This window comes from Pseudomonas sp. KH_040, assembly GCF_057839305.1.
In genome coordinates, this window is sequence record NZ_CM174487.1 from 107,990 (window position 1) to 129,241 (window position 21,252).

A 21,252-nucleotide genomic window follows, 5' to 3' on the forward strand; every position below is an offset into this window, starting at 1 on the left:
TTGAAACTCGGGTATATGCCCTCATTGCACAAAACACGCTTATGGATTTGGCAGGTTTTCGTTTGCAAGAAAAGCCTGCCTCCTCACTCGGAGACGCAGGTTTATGAAACAACTGTCCGACGTAAAATTTTCCACCCTCGATCTGGTACCGGTGCGCGAAAACGGCAGCCCGGCGCAATCGTTGCGCAACTCGCTGGATCTGGCGCAGCACGTCGAGAAATTCGGCTACACGCGGTTCTGGGTGGCCGAACACCACAACATGGACGGCATCGCCAGTTCTGCGACGTCGGTATTGCTCGGCTATCTGGCTGGTGGTACGTCGACGATTCGTGTCGGCTCCGGCGGCGTGATGCTGCCCAACCATGCGCCGCTGGTCATCGCCGAGCAGTTCGGCACCCTCGAAAGTCTGTATCCGGGCCGGATTGATCTCGGTCTGGGCCGCGCGCCCGGTTCCGATCAGATGACAGCCCGGGCGCTGCGCCGCGAGCGCTCCGGCAGCGCTGATGACTTCCCGGAAGACGTCGCCGAACTGGTGCGCTACCTCGGCCCGCGTACCCCGGATCAGCGCGTGATCGCGATGCCGGGCACCGGCACCAATGTGCCGATCTGGTTGCTGGGTTCCAGCCTGTTCAGTGCGCAACTGGCCGGTGAGCGCGGCTTGCCGTACGCCTTCGCCTCGCATTTCGCCCCGCGCTTCATGCACGAGGCGATCCGCGTTTATCGCAATCACTTCAAGCCGTCGGCGGTGCTCGACAAGCCTTACGTGATGCTCGGCGTGCCTTTGGTGGCAGCGGACACCGATGAGCAAGCCGATTACCTGGCGACATCGGTGTACCAGCGCATTCTCGCGTTGATGCGTGGGCAGAGTCTGGTGCAGCGTCCGCCGGTGAAAAGCATGGACGGCCTGTGGCTGCCGCATGAGCGTGAAGCGGTGGGTGATTTCCTTGGGCTCGCGATGGTGGGTAGCCCGCAGAAGATTCGCGCCAAACTTGAAGTGCTGATTGAGCAGACGCAGGCGGATGAGCTGATTTTTACCAGTGATCTCTACGAACACGCTGATCGTGTGCATTCCTACGAGTTGTTGGCGCAGGTGATGACGGGCTGAAAAGCCGAAAGGCACCCTCACCCTAGCCCTCCCGAAACGTCGGACCGCCCGGAGGGAGAGGGGACTGACCGAGGTGTTCTTGCGCCCAACATCGACCTGAAAACTCCAGTCGTACTCAGGTTCTGAACAACCCCCGATCTGCTCCCTTTCCCCCTCGCCCCTCTGGGGGAGAGGGCTGGGGTGAGGGGGATCAATCTCAAACACACCACAAAACTTTCAGACACAAAAAAGCCGACGCCTTCACGTCGGCTTTTTGTATTTCAGGCGCAATCAACCGCGCTTGTAGACGATTTCCTTGGTTCCGCCTTCGCAGGTACCGACGACGTCGCCGCCAGCCGCTGCGCCCTTATCGACAATCTCCAGCGAATACCCGGAAACGCCCTTGGCATCCAGCTTCGCCGCGATCTCGCTTTTCAGCTCTTCACATGGCTTACCGGCAGCAAACGCACCACCCGCAAGGCTCAACAAACCTACTGCCAACATGAACTTCTTCATCGGTCGCACTCCCTGGTCGGATTAAAAAAGGCGGGCATCGAGCGTTCACCCGATGCACTCACCCTGTAGCGCTTTGCCATTCCTATGGCACTCGGCCAGCGCGCAAGTTCAGAAGACTAGACCAAACTCAGCTGCTGGCAATGCGGAAGCCGACTTTCAGCGTCACCTGGAAGTGCGCAGCCTTGCCATCCTTGATGTGGCCACGGGTGTCGACCACTTCAAACCACTCAAGATGCTTGATGCTCTTGTTGGCTTCGGCCAGCGCGTTGTTGATGGCGTCTTCGATGCTGCTGGCGGACGAACCGACCAGCTCGACTTTCTTGTACGTGTGATGGTCACTCATAACGATCTCCTTGGCGTGTGGAATTGAGACTAGCAGTGAATCTGCACTGTTGATTTCGGTGGCTTTGTGCAGGCGAAGTTCAGATTTTCTGCACTTTCTCAAACCGCTGAAGTCCCAACCAACACACGCCACTCATCACCAATGCAGGAGAGCCACCATGGCCAACACCTCTTTACGTAAAGCCTCGTTGCAAAGCATGGAAGCCGAGATCGAGAGTCTGCTCAAGTCGTTGGAAAGCCTGAAGGATGACGCTTCGGACGAGTCGCGCAAGACCCTCAAGGCGCTGAAAAGCAATGCTGAAAGCGCGCTGAAACACTCGCGCCATCTGCTCAGCGATGCCTATGAAGAAGTTAAAGTGAAAACCCGCGAAACCGGGATCGCTACCCGCGATTACGCGCAGGAACATCCGTGGACGACCGCTGGTGTTGCGGTCGGTGCAATCGGTCTGCTCGCGGCTTACTTGCTGTTCAAGCGCGGCGAGTGATCGCTCTGGCGCAGCTCGTTCTTGAGCCATTGCGCCAGTTGCCGGGCGCGCCCGTCTGCGGCGCGCTTGGGTAGCCACAACGCCAGTTGCGCCGGGGTTTCACAGAAGCCCCATGGCGCAACCAGGCGACCGGCCTTCAAATCTTCCGTCACCAGCGGCTCCGGTGCGATGGCGACGCCAAGGCCTGCCACTGCTGCTTCCAGCAAGTAATACAAATGCTCGAAACCTTGCCCCAGCTTCAACGCCTTGGCGTCGAGGTCGCTTTGCTGTGCCCAGCTCGGCCACGCTTGTGGGCGAGAAGTTGTGTGCAGCAGCGGTTCATTGAGCAGTGCCGAGGCTGGCGCGGTTTGCAAACGTTGATAGCCGCTGAACAGCGGACTCATCACCGGGCCGATGCGTTCTGCGGCGAGTTCGTAGACCTGCATGTCTGCCGGCCAAGGTGGCTCGGCGAATAACAGCAAGGCATCCAGTCCTGGACGACGGGGGTCAAGATCGCCTTCTCCCGCCGACAGGTGCAGACGCAAGTCCGGCAGATCCGCATTCAATCGCCCCAGGCGCGGAATAAACCAGCGCGCCAACAGACTTCCAGAGCATCCCAAGACGAACGGCGCATCGGCGGTACTATGCGTCAGCTCGGCACACACACTGCGTAACCGGTCAAACGCCTCGCCACTGGCATCACGCAAACGCACGCCGGCATCTGTGAGTTTCAAGCCGCGTCCATCCTTGACGAACAGACTGACGCCAAGGTGTTCTTCCAGCACCTTGAGCTGCCGACTGACCGCGCCATGGGTGACGTGTAGCTGTTCGGCGGCTTGGCTGACACTGTTCAGCCGGGCGGTTGCTTCGAACGCACGCAAGGCGTTCAGCGGGGGAAGGTCGTGGCTCATGGTATCTGTGAGTTTTCCTGACAGGTTGTGGCGATCTTATCGGTTTTCAGCCTGGAAGGTCAGGGGTAGAGTGGTCGTCATTGTCTTTTGACCCGAATTCACCTGGAGCGACCCATGACCCAGACTTCGAACACCTCTGATCTGCGTAACGGCCCGGACGATAACGGCCTGTTCGGCTCGTTCGGTGGCCGCTACGTGGCAGAAACCCTGATGCCGTTGATCCTCGATCTGGCCCGCGAATACGAAGCGGCCAAGGAAGATCCGGCATTCAAAGAAGAATTGGCCTACTTCCAGCGTGACTACGTCGGACGTCCGAGCCCACTGTATTTCGCCGAGCGCCTGACCGAGTTCTGCGGCGGCGCGAAGATTTATCTCAAGCGCGAAGAGCTGAACCACACCGGCGCGCACAAGATCAACAACTGCATCGGCCAGATCCTGCTGGCGCGACGCATGGGCAAGAAACGCATCATCGCCGAGACCGGCGCCGGCATGCACGGCGTGGCCACTGCCACTGTAGCGGCACGTTTCGGTCTCGATTGCGTGATCTACATGGGCACCACTGACATCGAACGTCAGCAGGCCAACGTCTTCCGCATGAAACTGCTGGGCGCTGAAGTGATTCCGGTGGTGGCCGGCACCGGTACTCTGAAAGATGCGATGAACGAAGCCCTGCGTGACTGGGTGACCAACGTCGACAACACCTTCTACCTGATCGGCACCGTGGCTGGCCCGCACCCTTATCCGGCGATGGTTCGCGACTTCCAGGCTGTCATCGGCAAGGAAACCCGCGATCAGTTGCAAGCGCAGGAAGGTCGTCTGCCGGACAGCCTGGTGGCGTGCATCGGTGGCGGTTCCAACGCCATGGGCCTGTTTCACCCGTTCCTCGACGACAAGAGCGTTGAAATCATCGGCGTTGAAGCGGCGGGTTACGGCATCGAAACCGGCAAGCACGCGGCCAGCCTGAATGGCGGCGTTCCGGGTGTATTGCACGGTAACCGGACTTTCCTGCTGCAGGACGACGATGGCCAGATCATCGACGCCCACTCGATTTCCGCCGGCCTCGACTATCCAGGCATTGGCCCTGAGCACGCGTGGTTGCATGACATCGGTCGCGTTCAATACACCTCGGTGACCGACGACGAAGCGCTGGATGCGTTCCACAAATGCTGCCGCCTTGAAGGGATCATCCCTGCGCTGGAAAGCGCTCACGCCTTGGCTGAAGTGTTCAAACGTGCGCCGAAGCTGCCTAAAGATCACCTGATGGTGGTCAACCTGTCCGGCCGGGGCGACAAAGATATGCAGACCGTCATGCATCACATGGAACAGTCCAAGCAGGAGAAACACTGATGAGCCGCCTGCAAACGCGTTTTGCCGACCTCAAAGAACAGAACCGCGCCGCGCTGGTGACCTTCGTCACCGCCGGTGATCCGGACTACGACACTTCGCTGGCGATCCTTAAAGGCTTGCCGGGTGCTGGCGCCGACGTGATCGAGCTGGGCATGCCGTTCACCGACCCGATGGCCGACGGCCCGGCAATTCAACTGGCGAACATCCGTGCCTTGGGTGCCAAGCAGAATCTGCTGAAAACCCTGCAAATGGTTCGCGAGTTCCGCGAAGGCAACAGCGATACGCCGCTGGTGCTGATGGGCTACTTCAACCCGATCCACATGTATGGCGTTGAGCGCTTCATCGCTGACGCGAAAGAGGCCGGCGTCGATGGCCTGATCGTCGTAGACATGCCGCCTGAGCACAATGCCGAGCTGTGCGACCCGGCGCAGGCTGCCGGTCTGGACTTCATCCGTCTGACCACGCCAACCACCGACGATGCGCGTCTGCCAAAGGTGCTCAACGGCAGCTCCGGGTTTGTGTACTACGTGTCGGTAGCCGGTGTGACCGGTGCCGGTGCTGCAACCCTGGAGCACGTCGAAGAGGCGGTCACTCGTCTGCGTCGTCATACCGATCTGCCGATCAGCATCGGTTTCGGCATCCGTACCCCGGAGCAAGCAGCGGCCATTGCGCGTCTGGCCGATGGTGTTGTGGTGGGCTCGGCGTTGATCGATCACATCGCCAATGCGACTACGCCGGCGCAAGCCGTCGACGGTGTACTGAGCTTGTGCTCGGCACTCTCCGAAGGCGTGCGTAAGGCCCGCGTCAGCTGAAGGTAAAGTTCCTGATACAGAGGAATTAGCGTCTCGCGACACAGACTAATCCAGCAAGACCGAGGGATTCAGAACCACGTTCTGAATCCCTTTTTGCTGTTTGTGCCGTGAGGAAAGACCCGATGAAAATGCCGAAACGTCTGATGGCTGGATTGGGCGTACTGATGATCAGTGCGACACCGCTGCTGGCCAGCGCCGATCCGCGCGACGATCACGACCACGGCGGCCCGCAGCAGGGCCAGTACGACAACCATGGTAATGACCATCGCGATGATCATCGTGGCCCGCAAAACGATCACCGTGGCGGTCCGCCGCCGCGCGATTTTGGCCCGGTGCGTCAGACCATTCGTGACAATCATGGCTACTTTGTACGCGGTGCACCGCCGCCTCCGGGGATTCATCTGGAACGTGGCCGGCCGTTGCCACACGGGTATTACGGTGAGCGTCTGGACGGTCGCGCGTTGGGTCGTTTGCCGGTGTATCCGGGTTACGAATGGCGTCGGGCGGGGGGCGATATCGTGCTGATCGCGGTGGGCACCGGGATCGTCTACGAAATTCTCGATGGCGTTTTGTATTGATCCGCAGGCAATAAAAAAACCGCAGCCAATGGCTGCGGTTTTTTTTCAGGGCAGCTCCAGTCCGCCGGAGGCCTTGTGCAATTTGCGCAAATGCGCGCCAATCTGCTTCACATTCTCCTCGCTGGCGGCAATCTCTGCGGCCCGCTTGGGCTCCAGCAACTTGCGCACTTCGGCGTCGAGATCGCCGGACAGTGCCAGCAGCTTCTTCTGCCGCTGGCTGCTCTCCGCTTCCAGTCGAGTGAACTCGGTCGGCTGCGGCAATCCGTAGCCCTTGGCGTCGAGCAATTCTGCCGGACGGCTGAGGAACCCGCTATTGGCGAGGATTTCCTGCAAGGTCGCATTGGCCTTGTCCATGCCGCCGTTTTCCAGCTCACGCGCACCGAGGTAACGCTGCTTGACCTCGTCCTGAGCCAGCAGCAACTGTCGTCGATAACTGGCCTGCTCCAACAGCAGCAGGGCGGCGCTGGTACGCAAATCCGCGCGCTCGAACCACTCGCGGCGTTCCTCGGCTGTCAGCGAAAGCCATTCCTCAACAGTGTTCTGCTTGATCGGCAATTGCTTCTTCAACACATCGAACATCGCCTGATAGCGATCGCGGAACGAGTCGAAGCGGTAACCCAGACGCAGCGCTTCTTTTGGATCATCCAGCACACTGGTGTCCGCCAGACCACGGCCTTTCATCACTTCCAGCAAGCCGTTGGGCATGATGCTGTCCAGACCCACGAACTGTGTGTTGTTGCTGCCGCTGCGCAACAGCTTCAGGCCTTCCACCGCACAGTTGTTGGAGAGGAAGAAGTAGTTGCCGTCATAGCTCCAGTGCATTTCGGCGGCGTGTTCGACCACACCTTCGATCTCGTCGCGGGACAGGTTCAGCGGCACCGAAGCGAGGCTGCGCAGTTCGGTCTTGGTGTATTCGTCGATGACCTGCGCAAGCGGCAGCACGAACAGGCGCGACGGGTATTTGCCGACCAGGCCGTCCCAGCTCGACAGCTGTACATCGCCGACAAAGGCGCGGTAGGACAACACCAGGTGCTGGTCCAGATCGAGTCGGCAATCCGGCCCGCGCGGGCGGCCCGGTGCGCAGATCACCAGGCGCAACATGCTGTGGCCCCAGCGGCTGACCCAGTTCTGATTGGCCTCGGCCAATAGGTAGTCAACGGCGTAGACCCGCTCGGGATCGACCTGCCCCAAGGGTTGCTTGGCGAAGTCGTTGCCGGCATTGAGGAACGAGAAGGTCTTGCTGCAGGCGTCCTTGGCTGGCGGCGCCCAGCCGAAGTGCTGCTGGTAATAGCGATACAGCGCCGGGCGACGGCAGGCATAGCTCGGGTCGAGGAGGAAATACTCCATGTTGACCGCGACGAACTCCTTGGGGCTGGAGATTTCGTACAGGTCCGGGCTACGCGCGATTTGCCGGTTGTGTTGTTCGCGTTCACCCCGACGGCCGACGTATTGCTGCCAACCGGCGAGGTCGAGCAGGCGCGGGTCATCGCTGAGGGTGAAGCGCCGGCCGTTCTGACCGCGACACTCGTCGGGTATGCCGATCAGCCCGGCGCTGTTGAAGCGTCGGGTGCAACGCTGGATCAGCGTGCGTTCGGCAGTCGGCCACAGGCGCGCGCGATCATAAATGTGGGTGATTTCATGCAGCACCGTGGCGAGCAGTTCCTGACGCACAGTGCCGTGGGGGCGATTGGTTTTTTCCTTGGCCGCGCTGCCATCGGTAAGGCTGGCGAGCAGTTTGCGATTCAGATCGAGTTCGGCGACCAGCGTTGCCTGGCCGTAGGCGTTGGCGGGCATGTCGTCGGTCCAGCCGACATCGATGCGCCGATCCAGCCGCTCGATAAAGCTCGGCGGCAGCTTTTGCATCGCCTCATCGATCAGCGCCTGGCTGGCCTGTTGTTGGGCGGGGCTCAGACCGTCGGTCTTGAGCTGCAATTGCAGGCCGGCGTGGGCGCTGTTGCCAAGCAACAACAACGCCCCGGCCAGCAGCCAGGTGCCGAGTGACTTCACAGTGCGAGGATGGCTTCGGCGAGCACCTGATCACTGGCGTCACGCGCTTCCGGCACGCGGGTGCGTAAGGTATTGATCGCCGCCTCCAGATGCGCGCCACGGATATCACCGTTAGTAGCGACGAAACTGGCAGCGTCGTCGTGGGCTTCGCGGATGATTTTCGAATCGCGAATCGACGTGGTGGTGTCGGAAGTGAAATCGATGGTGCGCTGGGAGGCACGAACGATGATGTTACTGGTGGCTACCAGGGTGTGCGCCTGGGCCACGTCGGCCAACAAAAACAGGCCAAGGGCGGCAGCAATCAGCGGGCTACGCATGGAACGACTCCGAAGGGGCAAGGATAACGGGGGTACAGGATAACTATTGGACGAGAATTGCCTCTGCCAGTTCAAGGTCGCTGACATGAAGTTTCGGCCGGGTTTTGCGCAAGTAATGCAGCGCAGATTCCAGACGAGCGCCTCGCCATTCACCGTCACTGGCAACAAACGCGGCCGCGTCATCGTGAGCGGCGAGCAGCAGTTTACGGTCGAAAGGCGCGGAAGACACCATGCTGGTGGCGTAACCACTGACGACAGTGCCTTGGGTCGACGCATTGAAAGCATCAAAGGCATCGACGGACGTCGCCCAGCAGGCGGTAAACAAGGAAGGGATCAGCAGATTTGGAAGAAAGCGCATTGGACTCGGTAACTGTTGGCGAGCCAAAAGGCTAGCGCAATGCCCGGGCCAGAGCCAGTGCCGAAACATCGGGACACGACCGGCGTGTCCCGAACGGTGCCAGTCGCTTAGATCGTCAGGATGGCTTGAGCCAACTGCGCGTCGGTAGCTTGCAGCTGTGGCGCCTGATGACGGATGTGATCCAGCGCGCTTTCCAGTTTCACCCCACGGATCTCGCCCTCGCTGGCCACGAAGCTGGCAGCGTCGTCACGGGCGGCAAGAACGATTTTGTCGTCACGGAAGGACGAGGTGACGTCGGAAGTTGCGTCGGACGAAGACTTCAGTGCACCGACAACGGCGTCGGTGGTGACGATAAAGCTGGTGGCGCTGGCGTTGGCAGCCACGGCCAGCAGGGCGGCAGCGCTGAGCAGACGAAGACGGGACATGGTGTAACTCCTTTGGATAAACCGTAGAGAGAGGTGGCTCGGTATCTGAGGAGTCAGACGCCAGTGACACAACATTCGCCACGTTCTGCGTGGATATTAGGCCTGCTTTGCGAGGTTCGCACAGTGGGCAAAATGCTAGCGCCAGAACGGCTTATCCAGTTCATTCAGGCGATCGGCGTGGCTGAGGCCTAGATCGGCTAGATCTCGACTGTCGAGTTGAAACAGCAAGCGCCGCGTTCTGGCGCGCTCCAGGGACTCCCAAAGACCGCCAAACAAGCGCCGCAGAGCGTTGCGGCGAGGAATCGGCAGGCTCGAAGTTTCTGAAACATCCTGTAAGTCTTTCATGGGCGTATTCCTTTCACCGGAGAAGGCGGAAGGTCATGTTGAGCCTGTGACAGACAAAGATGCAGATACACTTGAGTGAAATTGTACTGGTTTAGATGATGATTGAATAAAACTGTACCTGTCTGTTGTATCAGCAGGTGTACCTGGATTTTCCACCCCGAAAACGACAAAACCCGTCGTGGTTTCCCACGACGGGTTTCGTTTTTTCAATTCGGGTTGCTGGCGGTGGGTCTAACGACCAGAGCCAGCGACGCTACTTAGCGCCAGAACGGCTTGCTCAGCTCTTCGTAGCGTTGTGCTTCGCTGATACCGGCGTCAGCCAGCAGACGCGAATCCAGACGAGCCAGTTGATGGCGGCTGGAGATGCGGCGCTGCCACAACATCAGGTTGGCGATAACGCGCAGAGGCAGGGAAGCCTGGGTGTTTACAGCTTTGTCTTCGAAGAACAGTTCGGAACTGAGTGTACGTTCCATGGTTGACATCCTTCCGCTTGTGGCGGGATCAGGTAGTGGTTTGACTGGTGCCCATGATCCTCTCGTTTGCCAAGTCTCTCTAGATACAGTTCAACTGTATTGTGAGTGACCAGTTAACTGTTTATAGGGGGTGTACGGGTCAAAATTGAGCAAACTGTACCTGTCCGCACTTAAGTGGTGCGTTTTTGCTCAATTCACTCGGAAAGGTAGGCAAGGTCTGTAGGAAATGACCAGTACAGCAGTACAGTTTTTGTCAGGGAGGGAGGCTTGAGAAACTCTGCCGACGCAAACTGTGTTTGCGTCGGCGGTTTATCTGTGTGGATCAGACCGCGAGCATGCGCCCGGTTTCTTCCAGGTTGATGTGCCAGCTCAACGCTTCCCGCAGGATGTGCGGGGTGTGGCCACCGATTGCGCAAGCCGCCGTGAAGTAATCATTCAGCGCCTGACGGAAGTCCGGGTGTACACAGTTATCGATGATCACCCGCGCCCGCTCCCGTGGCGCCAGGCCCCGCAAATCGGCAAGACCCACTTCGGTCACCAGAATGTCAACGTCGTGCTCGGTGTGGTCGACGTGGCTGACCATCGGCACCACACTGGAAATTGCGCCGCCCTTGGCGATCGACTTGGTCACGAACACCGCCAGGTGCGCGTTGCGCGCGAAGTCGCCGGAACCGCCGATGCCGTTCATCATCCGCGTGCCGCAGACGTGGGTGGAGTTGACGTTGCCATAGATGTCGAACTCCAGCGCCGTGTTGATGCCGATGATGCCCAAGCGGCGCACCACCTCCGGGTGGTTGGAGATCTCCTGCGGCCGCAGTACCAGTTTGTCCTTGTACTTCTCCAGATTGCCGAACACGTCGCTGTTGCGCCGCTCCGACAGGGTGATCGAGCTGCCCGAAGCAAAGCTCAGCTTGCCGGCATCAATCAGGTCGAAGGTCGAATCCTGCAGCACTTCGGAGTACATGGTCAGGTCTTCGAACGGCGAATCGATCAGGCCGCACATCACCGCGTTGGCAATGTTGCCGATCCCGGCCTGCAACGGGCCGAGCTTGTTGGTCATGCGCCCGGCGTCGACTTCCTGCTTGAAGAAGGTGATCAGGTGATCGGCGATGGCATTGGTGTCGACATCCGGCGATGACACGGTGGACGGCGAATCGGCCTGCTGAGTGATAACGATGGCGACAATCTTCTCCGGCGGGATCGGAATCGCGGTGCTGCCGATGCGGTCGTCGACTTTTACCAGCGGGATCGGCGTGCGCGTCGGGCGGTAAGTCGGGATATAGATGTCGTGCAGGCCTTCGAGGTTGGCGTTGTGCGCCAGGTTGATCTCGACAATCACCTGTTTGGCGAAAATTGCGAAGCTCGCCGAGTTGCCCACCGAGGTGGTCGGCACGATGTGACCCTGTTCGGTGATGGCGACGGCTTCGATGACCGCGATGTCCGGCAGCTTCAGTTGCTGGTTGCGCAGTTGCTCGACGGTTTCCGACAGATGCTGGTCGATGAACATGACCTCGCCGGCGTTGATTGCCTTGCGCAGGGTGCTGTCGACCTGGAACGGCATGCGCCGCGAGAGTACGCCGGCTTCGGTCAGTTGCTTGTCGAGGTCGTTGCCGAGGCTGGCGCCGGTCATCAGGCTGATCTTCAGCGGCGTGATCTTGGCGCGCTCGGCCAGTGCGTGAGGAACAGCCTTGGCTTCGCCGGCGCGGGTGAAACCGCTCATGCCGACGGTCATGCCGTCTTCAATCAGAGCAGCTGCGTCTGCGGCGCTCATCACTTTATCCAACAACGAAGGCAGGCGAATACGGTCACGGTACATGGATTATTATCTCGGGCAACGAGTAGCAGGATGCGCAGTCTAGTGAATTTGACGGGCGCCTGTCCCGCTACCAAGGTCGCAAACGAGGCGTCTATTTAGCGGGTTTGAAGTAAAACACCGTTACCGGATCTGCAACAACGCGGCAAATTGTCCGACGTTTGCGCAAACAAAAACGCCCCGACGAGTCGGGGCGTTCGGTGCAGCAGCGATGGATTACTCGACCGCTTTGACCATGTCTTCGATGACCTTCTTCGCGTCGCCGAAGACCATCATGGTTTTGTCCAGATAGAACAGTTCGTTGTCCAGACCGGCATAACCGCTGGCCATCGAGCGCTTGTTGACGATGATGGTCTTGGCCTTGAACGCTTCGAGAATCGGCATGCCGGCAATCGGCGATTTCGGATCGTTCTTCGCCGCCGGGTTGACCACGTCGTTCGCGCCGAGCACCAGCACCACGTCGGCCTGGCCGAACTCGGAGTTGATGTCTTCCATCTCGAACACCTGATCGTAAGGCACTTCGGCCTCGGCGAGCAGAACGTTCATGTGCCCTGGCATACGGCCGGCAACCGGGTGGATCGCGTACTTCACGGTCACGCCACGGTGGGTCAGCTTCTCGGTCAGTTCTTTCAGTGCATGTTGCGCACGTGCTACCGCCAGACCGTAGCCCGGCACGATGATCACGGTGTCGGCGTTGGTCAGCAGGAAGGTCGCGTCGTCAGCCGAACCGGATTTAACCGGACGTGCTTCTTTTGCTCCGGCCGGGCCTGCATCGGCCGTATTGCCGAAACCGCCAAGCAGTACATTAAAGAAGGAACGGTTCATCGCCTTGCACATGATGTACGAGAGGATCGCACCGCTCGAACCCACCAGTGAACCGGCAATGATCAGCATCGAGTTGTTCAGCGAGAAACCGATACCCGCCGCCGCCCAGCCCGAGTAGCTGTTGAGCATCGACACCACGACCGGCATGTCGGCGCCGCCGATCGGGATGATGATCAGCACACCCATCACGAACGCCAGCGCCAGCATCAGCGCGAACGCGGTGAGGTTGCCGGTGAACATGAAGGTCAGACCGAGCGCCAGCGTTGCCAGACCCAGCACTGCGTTGAGCTTGTGCTGCCCGGTGAACTGTACCGGTGCGCCCTGGAACAGACGGAACTTGTACTTGCCCGACAGCTTGCCGAACGCAATCACCGAACCGGAGAAGGTGATTGCACCGATCGCCGCACCAAGGAACAGCTCCAGACGGTTACCCGCAGGAATCGAGTCGCCCAGCTGTTTGACAATGCCCAGCGACTGCGGCTCAACAACAGCGGCAATTGCGATGAACACTGCTGCCAGACCGATCATGCTGTGCATGAAGGCGACCAGTTCCGGCATCTTGGTCATTTCAACGCGTTTGGCCATGATCGAACCGGCCGTACCGCCGACCAGCAGGCCAACGATCACGTAACCGATACCGGCCGTGGCCAGCTCAGCACCCAACTTATAGATGAGGCCGACGGTGGTCAGGATCGCCAAGGCCATGCCGAGCATGCCGAACAGGTTGCCGCGCCGTGAGGTGGTCGGGTGCGACAGGCCTTTGAGGGCCTGGATAAAGCAGATCGACGCGATCAGGTAGAGCGTCGTGACGAGATTCATGCTCATTACTTCGGCGCCTCTTCTTTTACTTTCGGGGCTTTCTTCTTGAACATCTCAAGCATGCGGCGGGTGACCAGGAAGCCACCGAACACGTTGACCGCCGCCAGTGCCACGGCGAGGGTGCCCATGGTTTTGCCCAGCGGCGTGACAGTCAGTGCAGCAGCGAGCATGGCGCCGACGATCACGATCGCCGAAATGGCGTTGGTTACCGCCATCAACGGCGTGTGCAGCGCAGGTGTGACGTTCCAGACCACGTGGTAACCGACATAAATCGCCAGCACGAAGATGATCAGGTTGTAGATACCGGGGGAGATAAGCTCTTCCATCGTCTGAATCCCTGCTTAGGCGTTTTTGCGGATGACTTGGCCGTCGCGGCACATCAGGCACGCGGCGACGATGTCGTCTTCGAGGTTGACGTCGAACTGGCCTTCTTTCGTGAAAACCAGCTTGAGGAAGTCCAGCAGGTTGCGTGCGTACAGTGCCGAAGCGTCTGCAGCGACTTCACCGGCCAGGTTGGTCGGGCCGCAAATGGTCACGCCATTTTCGACCACGACCTGATCAGCCACGGTCAGCGGGCAGTTGCCACCCTGAGCAGCGGCGAGGTCGATGACCACCGAGCCCGGTTTCATCTGCGCCACAGTCTCCGCGCTCAGCAGGGTCGGTGCCTTGCGGCCCGGAATCAGCGCGGTGGTGATGACGATGTCAGCCTGCTTGGCGCGCTCGTGCACAGCCTGGGCCTGACGCTGCATCCAGCTCGCTGGCATTGGCCGCGCGTAACCACCGACACCGACGGCGCATTCGCGCTCTTCATCGGTCTCGTAAGGCACGTCGACGAACTTCGCACCGAGGGATTCGATCTGCTCTTTTACCGCCGGACGCACGTCAGACGCTTCGATCACCGCACCCAGGCGTTTCGCCGTGGCAATCGCCTGCAACCCGGCCACGCCCGCGCCAAGAATCAGCACGCGCGCCGCTTTCACGGTGCCCGCAGCGGTCATCAACATCGGCATGAAGCGTGGGTAGTGGTGAGCGGCCAGCAACACAGCCTTATAGCCGGCAATGTTCGCCTGCGACGACAACACATCGAGACTCTGCGCGCGCGATGTGCGCGGCGCCGCTTCGAGGGCGAACGCGGTAATGCCGCACTCGGCCATCTTCGCAATGGTTTCGTTGTTGAACGGGTTGAGCATGCCGACCAGCACCGTACCGCGCTTGATCAGCGTCAGTTCGGCATCGCTCGGGGCGACCACCTTGAGAATCAGCTCGGCGCCAAACGCATCATTGGCACTGCCAATGGTTGCGCCTGCCGCTTCATAGGCACTGTCGACCACACTGGCTTTTACGCCGGCGCCGGTTTGCACAGTGACCTTATGACCTTGGCTGATCAGCTTTTTAATGGTTTCCGGGGTTGCAGCAACCCGTGTTTCACCGGTCTGGGTTTCGAGAGGAACACCAATGTGCACGTCAAATCTCCTGCGTGATCTTATTGAGTAAACCCATGCACTACGGATGGTGCGACTGGGGCGGCCGATCAGCACGATCCCGCCAAATCAGGGCGGGGCGCGGCATTTTGCAGGCGAACTTTATGCCCTTCAAGGGATTATGACGGGTGACGGAAAATTAACTACAAGTCATGCCGTGACCGAATGTCGCAGATGGCTAGCTGAATCCCTTGCAGACCGTGCCTTGCAAGGATTCTGGCCGATTATGGAAAAATTTCTCATCGGTGACGTGAATAGGCATCAATGCGTCGTCAATGAAGGCTCAAAGCCACGTCTTCAGGCGCTTGTGGGACGTCTGTACGACTTTCGGATACAGTCTGTGCAATTGCGACAAATACTTATATCTGTAGGGCTTTGAATTTCCTGACTACGGGGTTAGCTATCGCTGTGAGCCTTTACCCTTCTAGGCTGTAGCTCTGCGCTTGGGTTACCAGCCAGTCACGAAATGCCTTTAATGACGCTGATTCGACTTTTCGTTCGGGAATCATCAGGTAATAGGCCTTGATGCTTGAGAGTGCCTGGGGGTTGGCAATCACCAGGCGCTTCTCGGCTAACTCACGCTGAATCAGGAACGGTGGAATCAGCGCAATGCCCATGTCGTGCATGGCGGCCTGGGCGAGCATGGAGAATAGCTCGTAGCGCGGGCCTGTCATGTCCCGGGGGATATTCAGGTGTTGTGAGTTGAACCACTGACGCCAGGCATAGGGGCGGGTGGTCTGCTGCAACAACGGTAGCTCGGCGATTGCCTCGGCTGTGAGGTGCGTCTTGTTACCGAGTAGGGCGGGGCTGCACACCGGCATCGGATTTTCGCCCATCAGCCTGTGGGATTCGGTACCCGACCAGTCGGCATCGCCAAAGTAGATCGCCGCATCGAATTCGGTATCGGCAAACAGAAAGGGCCGGGTGCGGTTGGTCAGGTTGACCGTGACCTCCGGGTGCTTGAGCTGGAAATCCTTGAGACGTGGCAGTAGCCACTGTGTGCCGAAGGTCGGCACCACCGCGAGTTCGATCACATTGGTGCCTTGCTGACCCATCACGGAGAGGGTGTCGCGCTCAACCGCGTCGAGTTGCGTCGCAACTCGGCGGCTGTATGAAAGCCCCGCCTCGGTCAACTTCACCCCGCGTCGCGAGCGTCGGAACAGTTCCACGCCAAGGAACTCCTCAAGGCTGGCGATCTGTCGGCAAATGGCCCCTTGAGTGAGGGAAAGTTCTTCGGCAGCGCGGGTAAAACTCTCGTGGCGTGCGGCGGCCTCGAAGCTGATCAGGGCGGTGGTGCTGGGGATCTTCCTGCGCATGTACGTCAACCTCACTAATGCGCCGCATAAAAGGCATTTCACGACGTTTCGGAGTGAGAAATTAGCACAACAGAATGCGAAATCCTCGTTTGCCGCGACAGCGAACCGCGCCTAGGATCAATGCCACGTTAATTCAGCCGATTTGCGAGGACACAATCATGGGCGCTAAAGCTAGCTTCAACTGGATCGATCCCCTGCTGCTGGATCAACAGCTCACCGAAGAAGAGCGCATGATCCGCGACACCGCCGAGCAGTTCGCTCAGCAGAGCCTCGCACCGCGTGTCCTCGAAGCTTTCCGTCATGAGAAAACTGACCCGGCGATCTTCCGCGAAATGGGCGAAGTCGGCCTGCTGGGTGCGACCATCCCCGAGCAGTACGGTGGCAGCGGCCTCAACTATGTCAGCTATGGGCTGATTGCTCGCGAAGTGGAGCGTGTCGATTCTGGCTACCGCTCGATGATGAGTGTGCAGTCGTCGCTGGTAATGGTGCCGATCAACGAATTCGGTACCGAAGCGCAGAAACAGAAATACCTGCCGAAACTGGCTTCCGGTGAATGGATCGGCTGCTTCGGCCTGACCGAGCCAAACCATGGTTCCGACCCGGGCGCGATGATCACCCGTGCCCGCAAAGTCGAAGGCGGCTACAGCCTGACCGGCGCGAAGATGTGGATCACCAACAGCCCGATCGCTGATGTGTTTGTGGTCTGGGCTAAAGACGATGCTGGCGACATCCGTGGTTTCGTACTGGAGAAGGGCTGGAAAGGTCTGAGCGCTCCGGCGATTCACGGCAAGGTCGGTCTGCGTGCGTCAATCACCGGTGAGATCGTCATGGACAACGTGTTCGTGCCGGAAGAAAACATTTTCCCCGACGTGCGCGGCCTGAAAGGCCCGTTCACCTGTCTCAATTCTGCGCGTTATGGTATCTCCTGGGGTGCGCTGGGCGCTGCCGAGTTCTGCTGGCACACCGCTCGCCAGTACACGCTGGATCGTCAGCAGTTCGGTCGCCCATTGGCCGCTACTCAGCTGATCCAGAAGAAGCTGGCTGACATGCAGACCGAGATCACCCTGGCCCTGCAAGGCTGCCTGCGTCTGGGGCGCATGAAGGACGAAGGGACCGCTGCGGTCGAGATCACTTCGATCATGAAGCGCAACTCCTGCGGCAAGTCGCTGGACATCGCCCGCATGGCTCGTGACATGCTCGGTGGTAATGGCATCTCCGACGAGTTCGGCGTGGCCCGTCATCTGGTCAACCTGGAAGTGGTGAATACCTATGAAGGCACTCACGACGTTCACGCTCTGATCCTGGGGCGTGCACAAACCGGCTTGCAGGCGTTCTATTAATAGGAGAGCGACCATGGGCGCGCTGTCGCATCTGCGGGTACTGGATTTATCGCGCGTGTTGGCCGGGCCGTGGGCCGGGCAGATACTCGCCGACCTTGGCGCCGAGGTGATCAAGGTCGAGCGCCCTGGTAATGGTGACGACACTCGCGCCTGGGGACCGCCCTTCCTTAAGGACGCTTATGGCGAGAACACGTCAGAGGCGGCTTATTACCTGTCAGCCAACCGCAACAAGCAATCGGTAACCATCGACTTCACGCGTCCCGAGGGGCAGAAGCTGGTGCGCGATCTGGCGGCCAAGTCGGACATCCTTATCGAGAACTTCAAGGTCGGTGGGCTAGCGGCTTATGGGCTCGACTATGAATCGTTGAAGGCGATCAATCCGAATCTGATCTATTGCTCGATTACCGGATTCGGCCAAACCGGGCCGTATGCCAAGCGTGCCGGCTATGACTTCATGATTCAGGGGCTGGGCGGGCTGATGAGCCTGACCGGTCGTCCCGAGGGTGATGAAGGTGCCGGGCCGGTGAAGGTCGGTGTGGCGCTGACGGATATCCTGACGGGGCTTTATTCGACGGTCGCGATTCTGGCGGCGTTGGCTCATCGCGATCACGACGGTGGTGGTCAGCACATTGATATGGCGTTGCTGGATGTTCAGGTGGCTTGTCTGGCCAACCAGGCGATGAATTATTTGACCACGGGTAATGCGCCCAAGCGTCTGGGCAATGCGCATCCGAACATTGTGCCTTATCAGGACTTTCCTACGGCCGACGGTGATTTCATTCTTACCGTGGGCAATGACGGGCAGTTCCGCAAGTTTGCTGAGGTGGCAGGGCAACCGCAGTGGGCTGACGATCCGCGTTTTGCTACTAATAAGCTGCGTGTGGCTAATCGGGCGGTGTTGATTCCGCTGATTCGCCAGGCGACGGTATTCAAGACTACCGCCGAATGGGTGGCTCAACTGGAGCAGGCGGGCGTGCCGTGTGGGCCGATCAATGATCTGTCGCAGGTGTTTGAAGATCCACAGGTTAAGGCGCGTGGCCTGGCGATAGAGCTGCCGCACGCGTTGGCTGGAATGGTGCCGCAGGTGGCTAGCCCTATCCGCATGTCGCAGACGCCGGTGGAGTATCGCCGTGCGCCTCCTTTGTTAGGCGAGCATACGCTGGAGGTTTTGCAGGGTGTGTTGGGTTTGGGCGCAGGTGCGGTGGCGGAGTTGAAGTCGGCTGGGGTGCTCTGACGATCCCTTCTATATAGAAGGGATCGTGTTTTCTACCTATATATGGCTGTCTTTGGTCGCTTTTTAACCAATCTGCAAGTGTTTGAAAGAAAAGCGAAATTAACGGTTGACGGCAGATTTCAGATGTCTATAATTCGCCCCACTTCCGGCGCAGTCGAAACGGAAAACTCCTTGAGATTCAATGAGTTATGTAGGTTTCGGCAGTGAGTTGCTTCAGTTCATCGAAGCCGAAAGGAAGTTGAAAAAGAGGTGTTGACAGCAGCGTGTAACGCTGTAGAATTCGCCTCCCGCTGACGAGAGATCGGAAGCGCAAGTGGTTGAAGTTGTTGAGGAAATCTTCGAAAACTTCTGAAAATAATCACTTGACAGCAAATGAGGCTGCTGTAGAATGCGCGCCTCGGTTGAGACGAAAGATCTTAACCAACCGCTCTTTAACAATTGAATCAAGCAATTCGTGTGGGTGCTTGTGGAGTCAGACTGATAGTCAACAAGATTATCAGCATCACAAGTTACTCCGCGAGAAATCAAAGATGTAACCAACGATTGCTGAGCCAAGTTTAGGGTTTCTTAAAAACCCAAAGATGTTTGAACTGAAGAGTTTGATCATGGCTCAGATTGAACGCTGGCGGCAGGCCTAACACATGCAAGTCGAGCGGATGAGAGGAGCTTGCTCCTGGATTCAGCGGCGGACGGGTGAGTAATGCCTAGGAATCTACCTGGTAGTGGGGGACAACGTTTCGAAAGGAACGCTAATACCGCATACGTCCTACGGGAGAAAGCAGGGGACCTTCGGGCCTTGCGCTATCAGATGAGCCTAGGTCGGATTAGCTAGTTGGTGAGGTAATGGCTCACCAAGGCGACGATCCGTAACTGGTCTGAGAGGATGATCAGTCACACTGGAACTGAGACACGGTCCAGACTCCTACGGGAGGCAGCAGTGGGGAATATTGGACAATGGGCGAAAGCCTGATCCAGCCATGCCGCGTGTGTGAAGAAGGTCTTCGGATTGTAAAGCACTTTAAGTTGGGAGGAAGGGTTGTAGATTAATACTCTGCAATTTTGACGTTACCGACAGAATAAGCACCGGCTAACTCTGTGCCAGCAGCCGCGGTAATACAGAGGGTGCAAGCGTTAATCGGAATTACTGGGCGTAAAGCGCGCGTAGGTGGTTCGTTAAGTTGGATGTGAAATCCCCGGGCTCAACCTGGGAACTGCATTCAAAACTGTCGAGCTAGAGTATGGTAGAGGGTGGTGGAATTTCCTGTGTAGCGGTGAAATGCGTAGATATAGGAAGGAACACCAGTGGCGAAGGCGACCACCTGGACTGATACTGACACTGAGGTGCGAAAGCGTGGGGAGCAAACAGGATTAGATACCCTGGTAGTCCACGCCGTAAACGATGTCAACTAGCCGTTGGGAGCCTTGAGCTCTTAGTGGCGCAGCTAACGCATTAAGTTGACCGCCTGGGGAGTACGGCCGCAAGGTTAAAACTCAAATGAATTGACGGGGGCCCGCACAAGCGGTGGAGCATGTGGTTTAATTCGAAGCAACGCGAAGAACCTTACCAGGCCTTGACATCCAATGAACTTTCCAGAGATGGATTGGTGCCTTCGGGAACATTGAGACAGGTGCTGCATGGCTGTCGTCAGCTCGTGTCGTGAGATGTTGGGTTAAGTCCCGTAACGAGCGCAACCCTTGTCCTTAGTTACCAGCACGTCATGGTGGGCACTCTAAGGAGACTGCCGGTGACAAACCGGAGGAAGGTGGGGATGACGTCAAGTCATCATGGCCCTTACGGCCTGGGCTACACACGTGCTACAATGGTCGGTACAAAGGGTTGCCAAGCCGCGAGGTGGAGCTAATCCCATAAAACCGATCGTAGTCCGGATCGCAGTCTGCAACTCGACTGCGTGAAGTCGGAATCGCTAGTAATCGTGAATCAGAATGTCACGGTGAATACGTTCCCGGGCCTTGTACACACCGCCCGTCACACCATGGGAGTGGGTTGCACCAGAAGTAGCTAGTCTAACCTTCGGGAGGACGGTTACCACGGTGTGATTCATGACTGGGGTGAAGTCGTAACAAGGTAGCCGTAGGGGAACCTGCGGCTGGATCACCTCCTTAATCGACGACATCAGCTGCTCCATAAGTTCCCACACGAATTGCTTGATTCATTGAAGAAGACGAAAGAAGCAGCCCGAAATTGGGTCTGTAGCTCAGTTGGTTAGAGCGCACCCCTGATAAGGGTGAGGTCGGCAGTTCGAATCTGCCCAGACCCACCAATTTTGTGTGGGAAACGCCTGTAGAAATACGGGGCCATAGCTCAGCTGGGAGAGCGCCTGCCTTGCACGCAGGAGGTCAACGGTTCGATCCCGTTTGGCTCCACCACTACTGCTTCTGAAGTTTGAAAGCTTAGAAATGAGCATTCCATCGCTGCGATGATGA

Annotated in this window: 21 protein-coding genes, 2 tRNA genes and 1 rRNA gene; 10 read left to right on the forward strand and 14 right to left on the reverse strand. The window is 58.5% G+C overall.

Annotated features, from left to right (window positions below; all coding sequences use genetic code 11):
- The first annotated feature begins 103 nt into the window (after positions 1 to 103).
- Positions 104 to 1,105, forward strand: a complete 1,002-nt coding sequence (locus tag AC3IUF_RS00530) for an LLM class flavin-dependent oxidoreductase (RefSeq protein WP_489280068.1) — start codon at positions 104 to 106, stop codon at positions 1,103 to 1,105.
- 270 nt (positions 1,106 to 1,375) lie between these two features.
- Here AC3IUF_RS00530 and AC3IUF_RS00535 read toward each other — a convergent pair whose 3' ends face one another.
- Positions 1,376 to 1,600 carry a DUF1161 domain-containing protein gene (locus AC3IUF_RS00535; RefSeq protein WP_007911690.1) on the reverse strand — a complete coding sequence of 75 codons (225 nt, stop codon included), beginning with the start codon at positions 1,598 to 1,600 and terminating at the stop codon, positions 1,376 to 1,378.
- Between the two features lie 127 nt (positions 1,601 to 1,727).
- Positions 1,728 to 1,943, reverse strand: coding sequence for a dodecin (locus AC3IUF_RS00540; RefSeq protein WP_007911688.1), 216 nt, complete (start codon positions 1,941 to 1,943; stop codon positions 1,728 to 1,730).
- Between the two features lie 157 nt (positions 1,944 to 2,100).
- Between AC3IUF_RS00540 and AC3IUF_RS00545 the strand changes: the two genes are divergently transcribed.
- The gene (locus tag AC3IUF_RS00545; RefSeq protein WP_007911686.1) at positions 2,101 to 2,427 is read left to right on the forward strand and encodes an ElaB/YgaM/YqjD family protein; all 327 of its coding nucleotides are present in this window, start codon (positions 2,101 to 2,103) and stop codon (positions 2,425 to 2,427) included.
- Here AC3IUF_RS00545 and AC3IUF_RS00550 read toward each other — a convergent pair.
- The gene (locus AC3IUF_RS00550; protein WP_489280069.1) at positions 2,400 to 3,317 is read right to left on the reverse strand and encodes a LysR family transcriptional regulator; all 918 of its coding nucleotides are present in this window, start codon (positions 3,315 to 3,317) and stop codon (positions 2,400 to 2,402) included. The two genes, AC3IUF_RS00545 and AC3IUF_RS00550, sit on opposite strands and share 28 nt — an antisense overlap.
- Before the next feature lie 114 nt (positions 3,318 to 3,431).
- Here AC3IUF_RS00550 and trpB point away from each other — a divergent pair, with 114 nt between their 5' ends.
- From trpB to AC3IUF_RS00565, 3 genes are all read left to right on the forward strand, one after another.
- A complete protein-coding gene (trpB, locus tag AC3IUF_RS00555; RefSeq protein WP_038365117.1) occupies positions 3,432 to 4,664 on the forward strand; it encodes a tryptophan synthase subunit beta in 1,233 nt (410 codons plus the stop codon).
- Positions 4,664 to 5,476, forward strand: coding sequence for a tryptophan synthase subunit alpha (gene trpA, locus AC3IUF_RS00560; protein WP_007911667.1), 813 nt, complete (start codon positions 4,664 to 4,666; stop codon positions 5,474 to 5,476). Before trpB ends, trpA begins: the two co-directional genes overlap by 1 nt.
- A gap of 122 nt (positions 5,477 to 5,598) precedes the next feature.
- Positions 5,599 to 6,054, forward strand: a complete 456-nt coding sequence (locus AC3IUF_RS00565) for an anti-virulence regulator CigR family protein (RefSeq protein WP_007911666.1) — start codon at positions 5,599 to 5,601, stop codon at positions 6,052 to 6,054.
- A 45-nt stretch (positions 6,055 to 6,099) separates the two neighbouring features.
- On the opposite strand, the gene AC3IUF_RS00570 is transcribed toward AC3IUF_RS00565, so the two are convergent.
- From AC3IUF_RS00570 to AC3IUF_RS00620, 11 genes are all read right to left on the reverse strand, one after another.
- Positions 6,100 to 8,061: a DUF7844 domain-containing protein gene (locus AC3IUF_RS00570; RefSeq protein ID WP_489280070.1), complete on the reverse strand. Its 1,962-nt coding sequence runs from the start codon at positions 8,059 to 8,061 to the stop codon at positions 6,100 to 6,102.
- On the reverse strand, positions 8,058 to 8,378 hold the full coding sequence (locus tag AC3IUF_RS00575) for a DUF2388 domain-containing protein (protein ID WP_122604763.1): 321 nt from the start codon (positions 8,376 to 8,378) through the stop codon (positions 8,058 to 8,060). Before AC3IUF_RS00575 ends, AC3IUF_RS00570 begins: the two co-directional genes overlap by 4 nt.
- Positions 8,379 to 8,421: 43 nt before the next feature.
- Positions 8,422 to 8,736 carry a DUF2388 domain-containing protein gene (locus AC3IUF_RS00580; RefSeq protein ID WP_123375992.1) on the reverse strand — a complete coding sequence of 105 codons (315 nt, stop codon included), beginning with the start codon at positions 8,734 to 8,736 and terminating at the stop codon, positions 8,422 to 8,424.
- Positions 8,737 to 8,843: 107 nt separating this feature from the next.
- Positions 8,844 to 9,161 (reverse strand): DUF2388 domain-containing protein, encoded by a 318-nt coding sequence (locus AC3IUF_RS00585; protein WP_007911658.1) that lies wholly within the window; start codon positions 9,159 to 9,161, stop codon positions 8,844 to 8,846.
- A 135-nt stretch (positions 9,162 to 9,296) separates the two neighbouring features.
- Positions 9,297 to 9,506 (reverse strand): DUF1127 domain-containing protein, encoded by a 210-nt coding sequence (locus tag AC3IUF_RS00590; RefSeq protein WP_123375991.1) that lies wholly within the window; start codon positions 9,504 to 9,506, stop codon positions 9,297 to 9,299.
- 257 nt (positions 9,507 to 9,763) lie between these two features.
- On the reverse strand, positions 9,764 to 9,979 hold the full coding sequence (locus tag AC3IUF_RS00595; RefSeq protein WP_007911656.1) for a DUF1127 domain-containing protein: 216 nt from the start codon (positions 9,977 to 9,979) through the stop codon (positions 9,764 to 9,766).
- A gap of 322 nt (positions 9,980 to 10,301) precedes the next feature.
- The gene (scpC, locus tag AC3IUF_RS00600; RefSeq protein ID WP_414894467.1) at positions 10,302 to 11,795 is read right to left on the reverse strand and encodes a succinyl-CoA:acetate CoA-transferase ScpC; all 1,494 of its coding nucleotides are present in this window, start codon (positions 11,793 to 11,795) and stop codon (positions 10,302 to 10,304) included.
- Between the two features lie 213 nt (positions 11,796 to 12,008).
- Entirely contained in the window at positions 12,009 to 13,442 is a 1,434-nt protein-coding gene (locus tag AC3IUF_RS00605; protein ID WP_008081130.1) for an NAD(P)(+) transhydrogenase (Re/Si-specific) subunit beta, read from the reverse strand.
- Positions 13,442 to 13,762 (reverse strand): NAD(P) transhydrogenase subunit alpha part 2, encoded by a 321-nt coding sequence (locus tag AC3IUF_RS00610; protein WP_003187417.1) that lies wholly within the window; start codon positions 13,760 to 13,762, stop codon positions 13,442 to 13,444. The genes AC3IUF_RS00605 and AC3IUF_RS00610 overlap by 1 nt, the downstream gene beginning before the upstream one ends.
- 15 nt (positions 13,763 to 13,777) lie before the next feature.
- Entirely contained in the window at positions 13,778 to 14,899 is a 1,122-nt protein-coding gene (locus AC3IUF_RS00615) for a Re/Si-specific NAD(P)(+) transhydrogenase subunit alpha (RefSeq protein ID WP_007911649.1), read from the reverse strand.
- A 434-nt stretch (positions 14,900 to 15,333) separates the two neighbouring features.
- Complete coding sequence (locus AC3IUF_RS00620) at positions 15,334 to 16,233, reverse strand: LysR family transcriptional regulator (RefSeq protein WP_007949773.1); 900 nt, start codon at positions 16,231 to 16,233, stop codon at positions 15,334 to 15,336.
- A gap of 158 nt (positions 16,234 to 16,391) precedes the next feature.
- Here AC3IUF_RS00620 and AC3IUF_RS00625 point away from each other — a divergent pair, with 158 nt between their 5' ends.
- From AC3IUF_RS00625 to AC3IUF_RS00645, 5 genes are all read left to right on the forward strand, one after another.
- Entirely contained in the window at positions 16,392 to 17,573 is a 1,182-nt protein-coding gene (locus tag AC3IUF_RS00625) for an acyl-CoA dehydrogenase (RefSeq protein ID WP_007911645.1), read from the forward strand.
- 13 nt (positions 17,574 to 17,586) lie between these two features.
- A complete protein-coding gene (locus tag AC3IUF_RS00630) occupies positions 17,587 to 18,807 on the forward strand; it encodes a CaiB/BaiF CoA transferase family protein (protein ID WP_007911642.1) in 1,221 nt (406 codons plus the stop codon).
- Between the two features lie 587 nt (positions 18,808 to 19,394).
- Positions 19,395 to 20,931 (forward strand): 16S ribosomal RNA (locus tag AC3IUF_RS00635).
- 81 nt (positions 20,932 to 21,012) lie between these two features.
- Positions 21,013 to 21,089, forward strand: a tRNA-Ile gene (locus AC3IUF_RS00640).
- A gap of 30 nt (positions 21,090 to 21,119) precedes the next feature.
- Positions 21,120 to 21,195: transfer RNA gene (locus tag AC3IUF_RS00645), tRNA-Ala, on the forward strand.
- Positions 21,196 to 21,252: the final 57 nt, after the last annotated feature.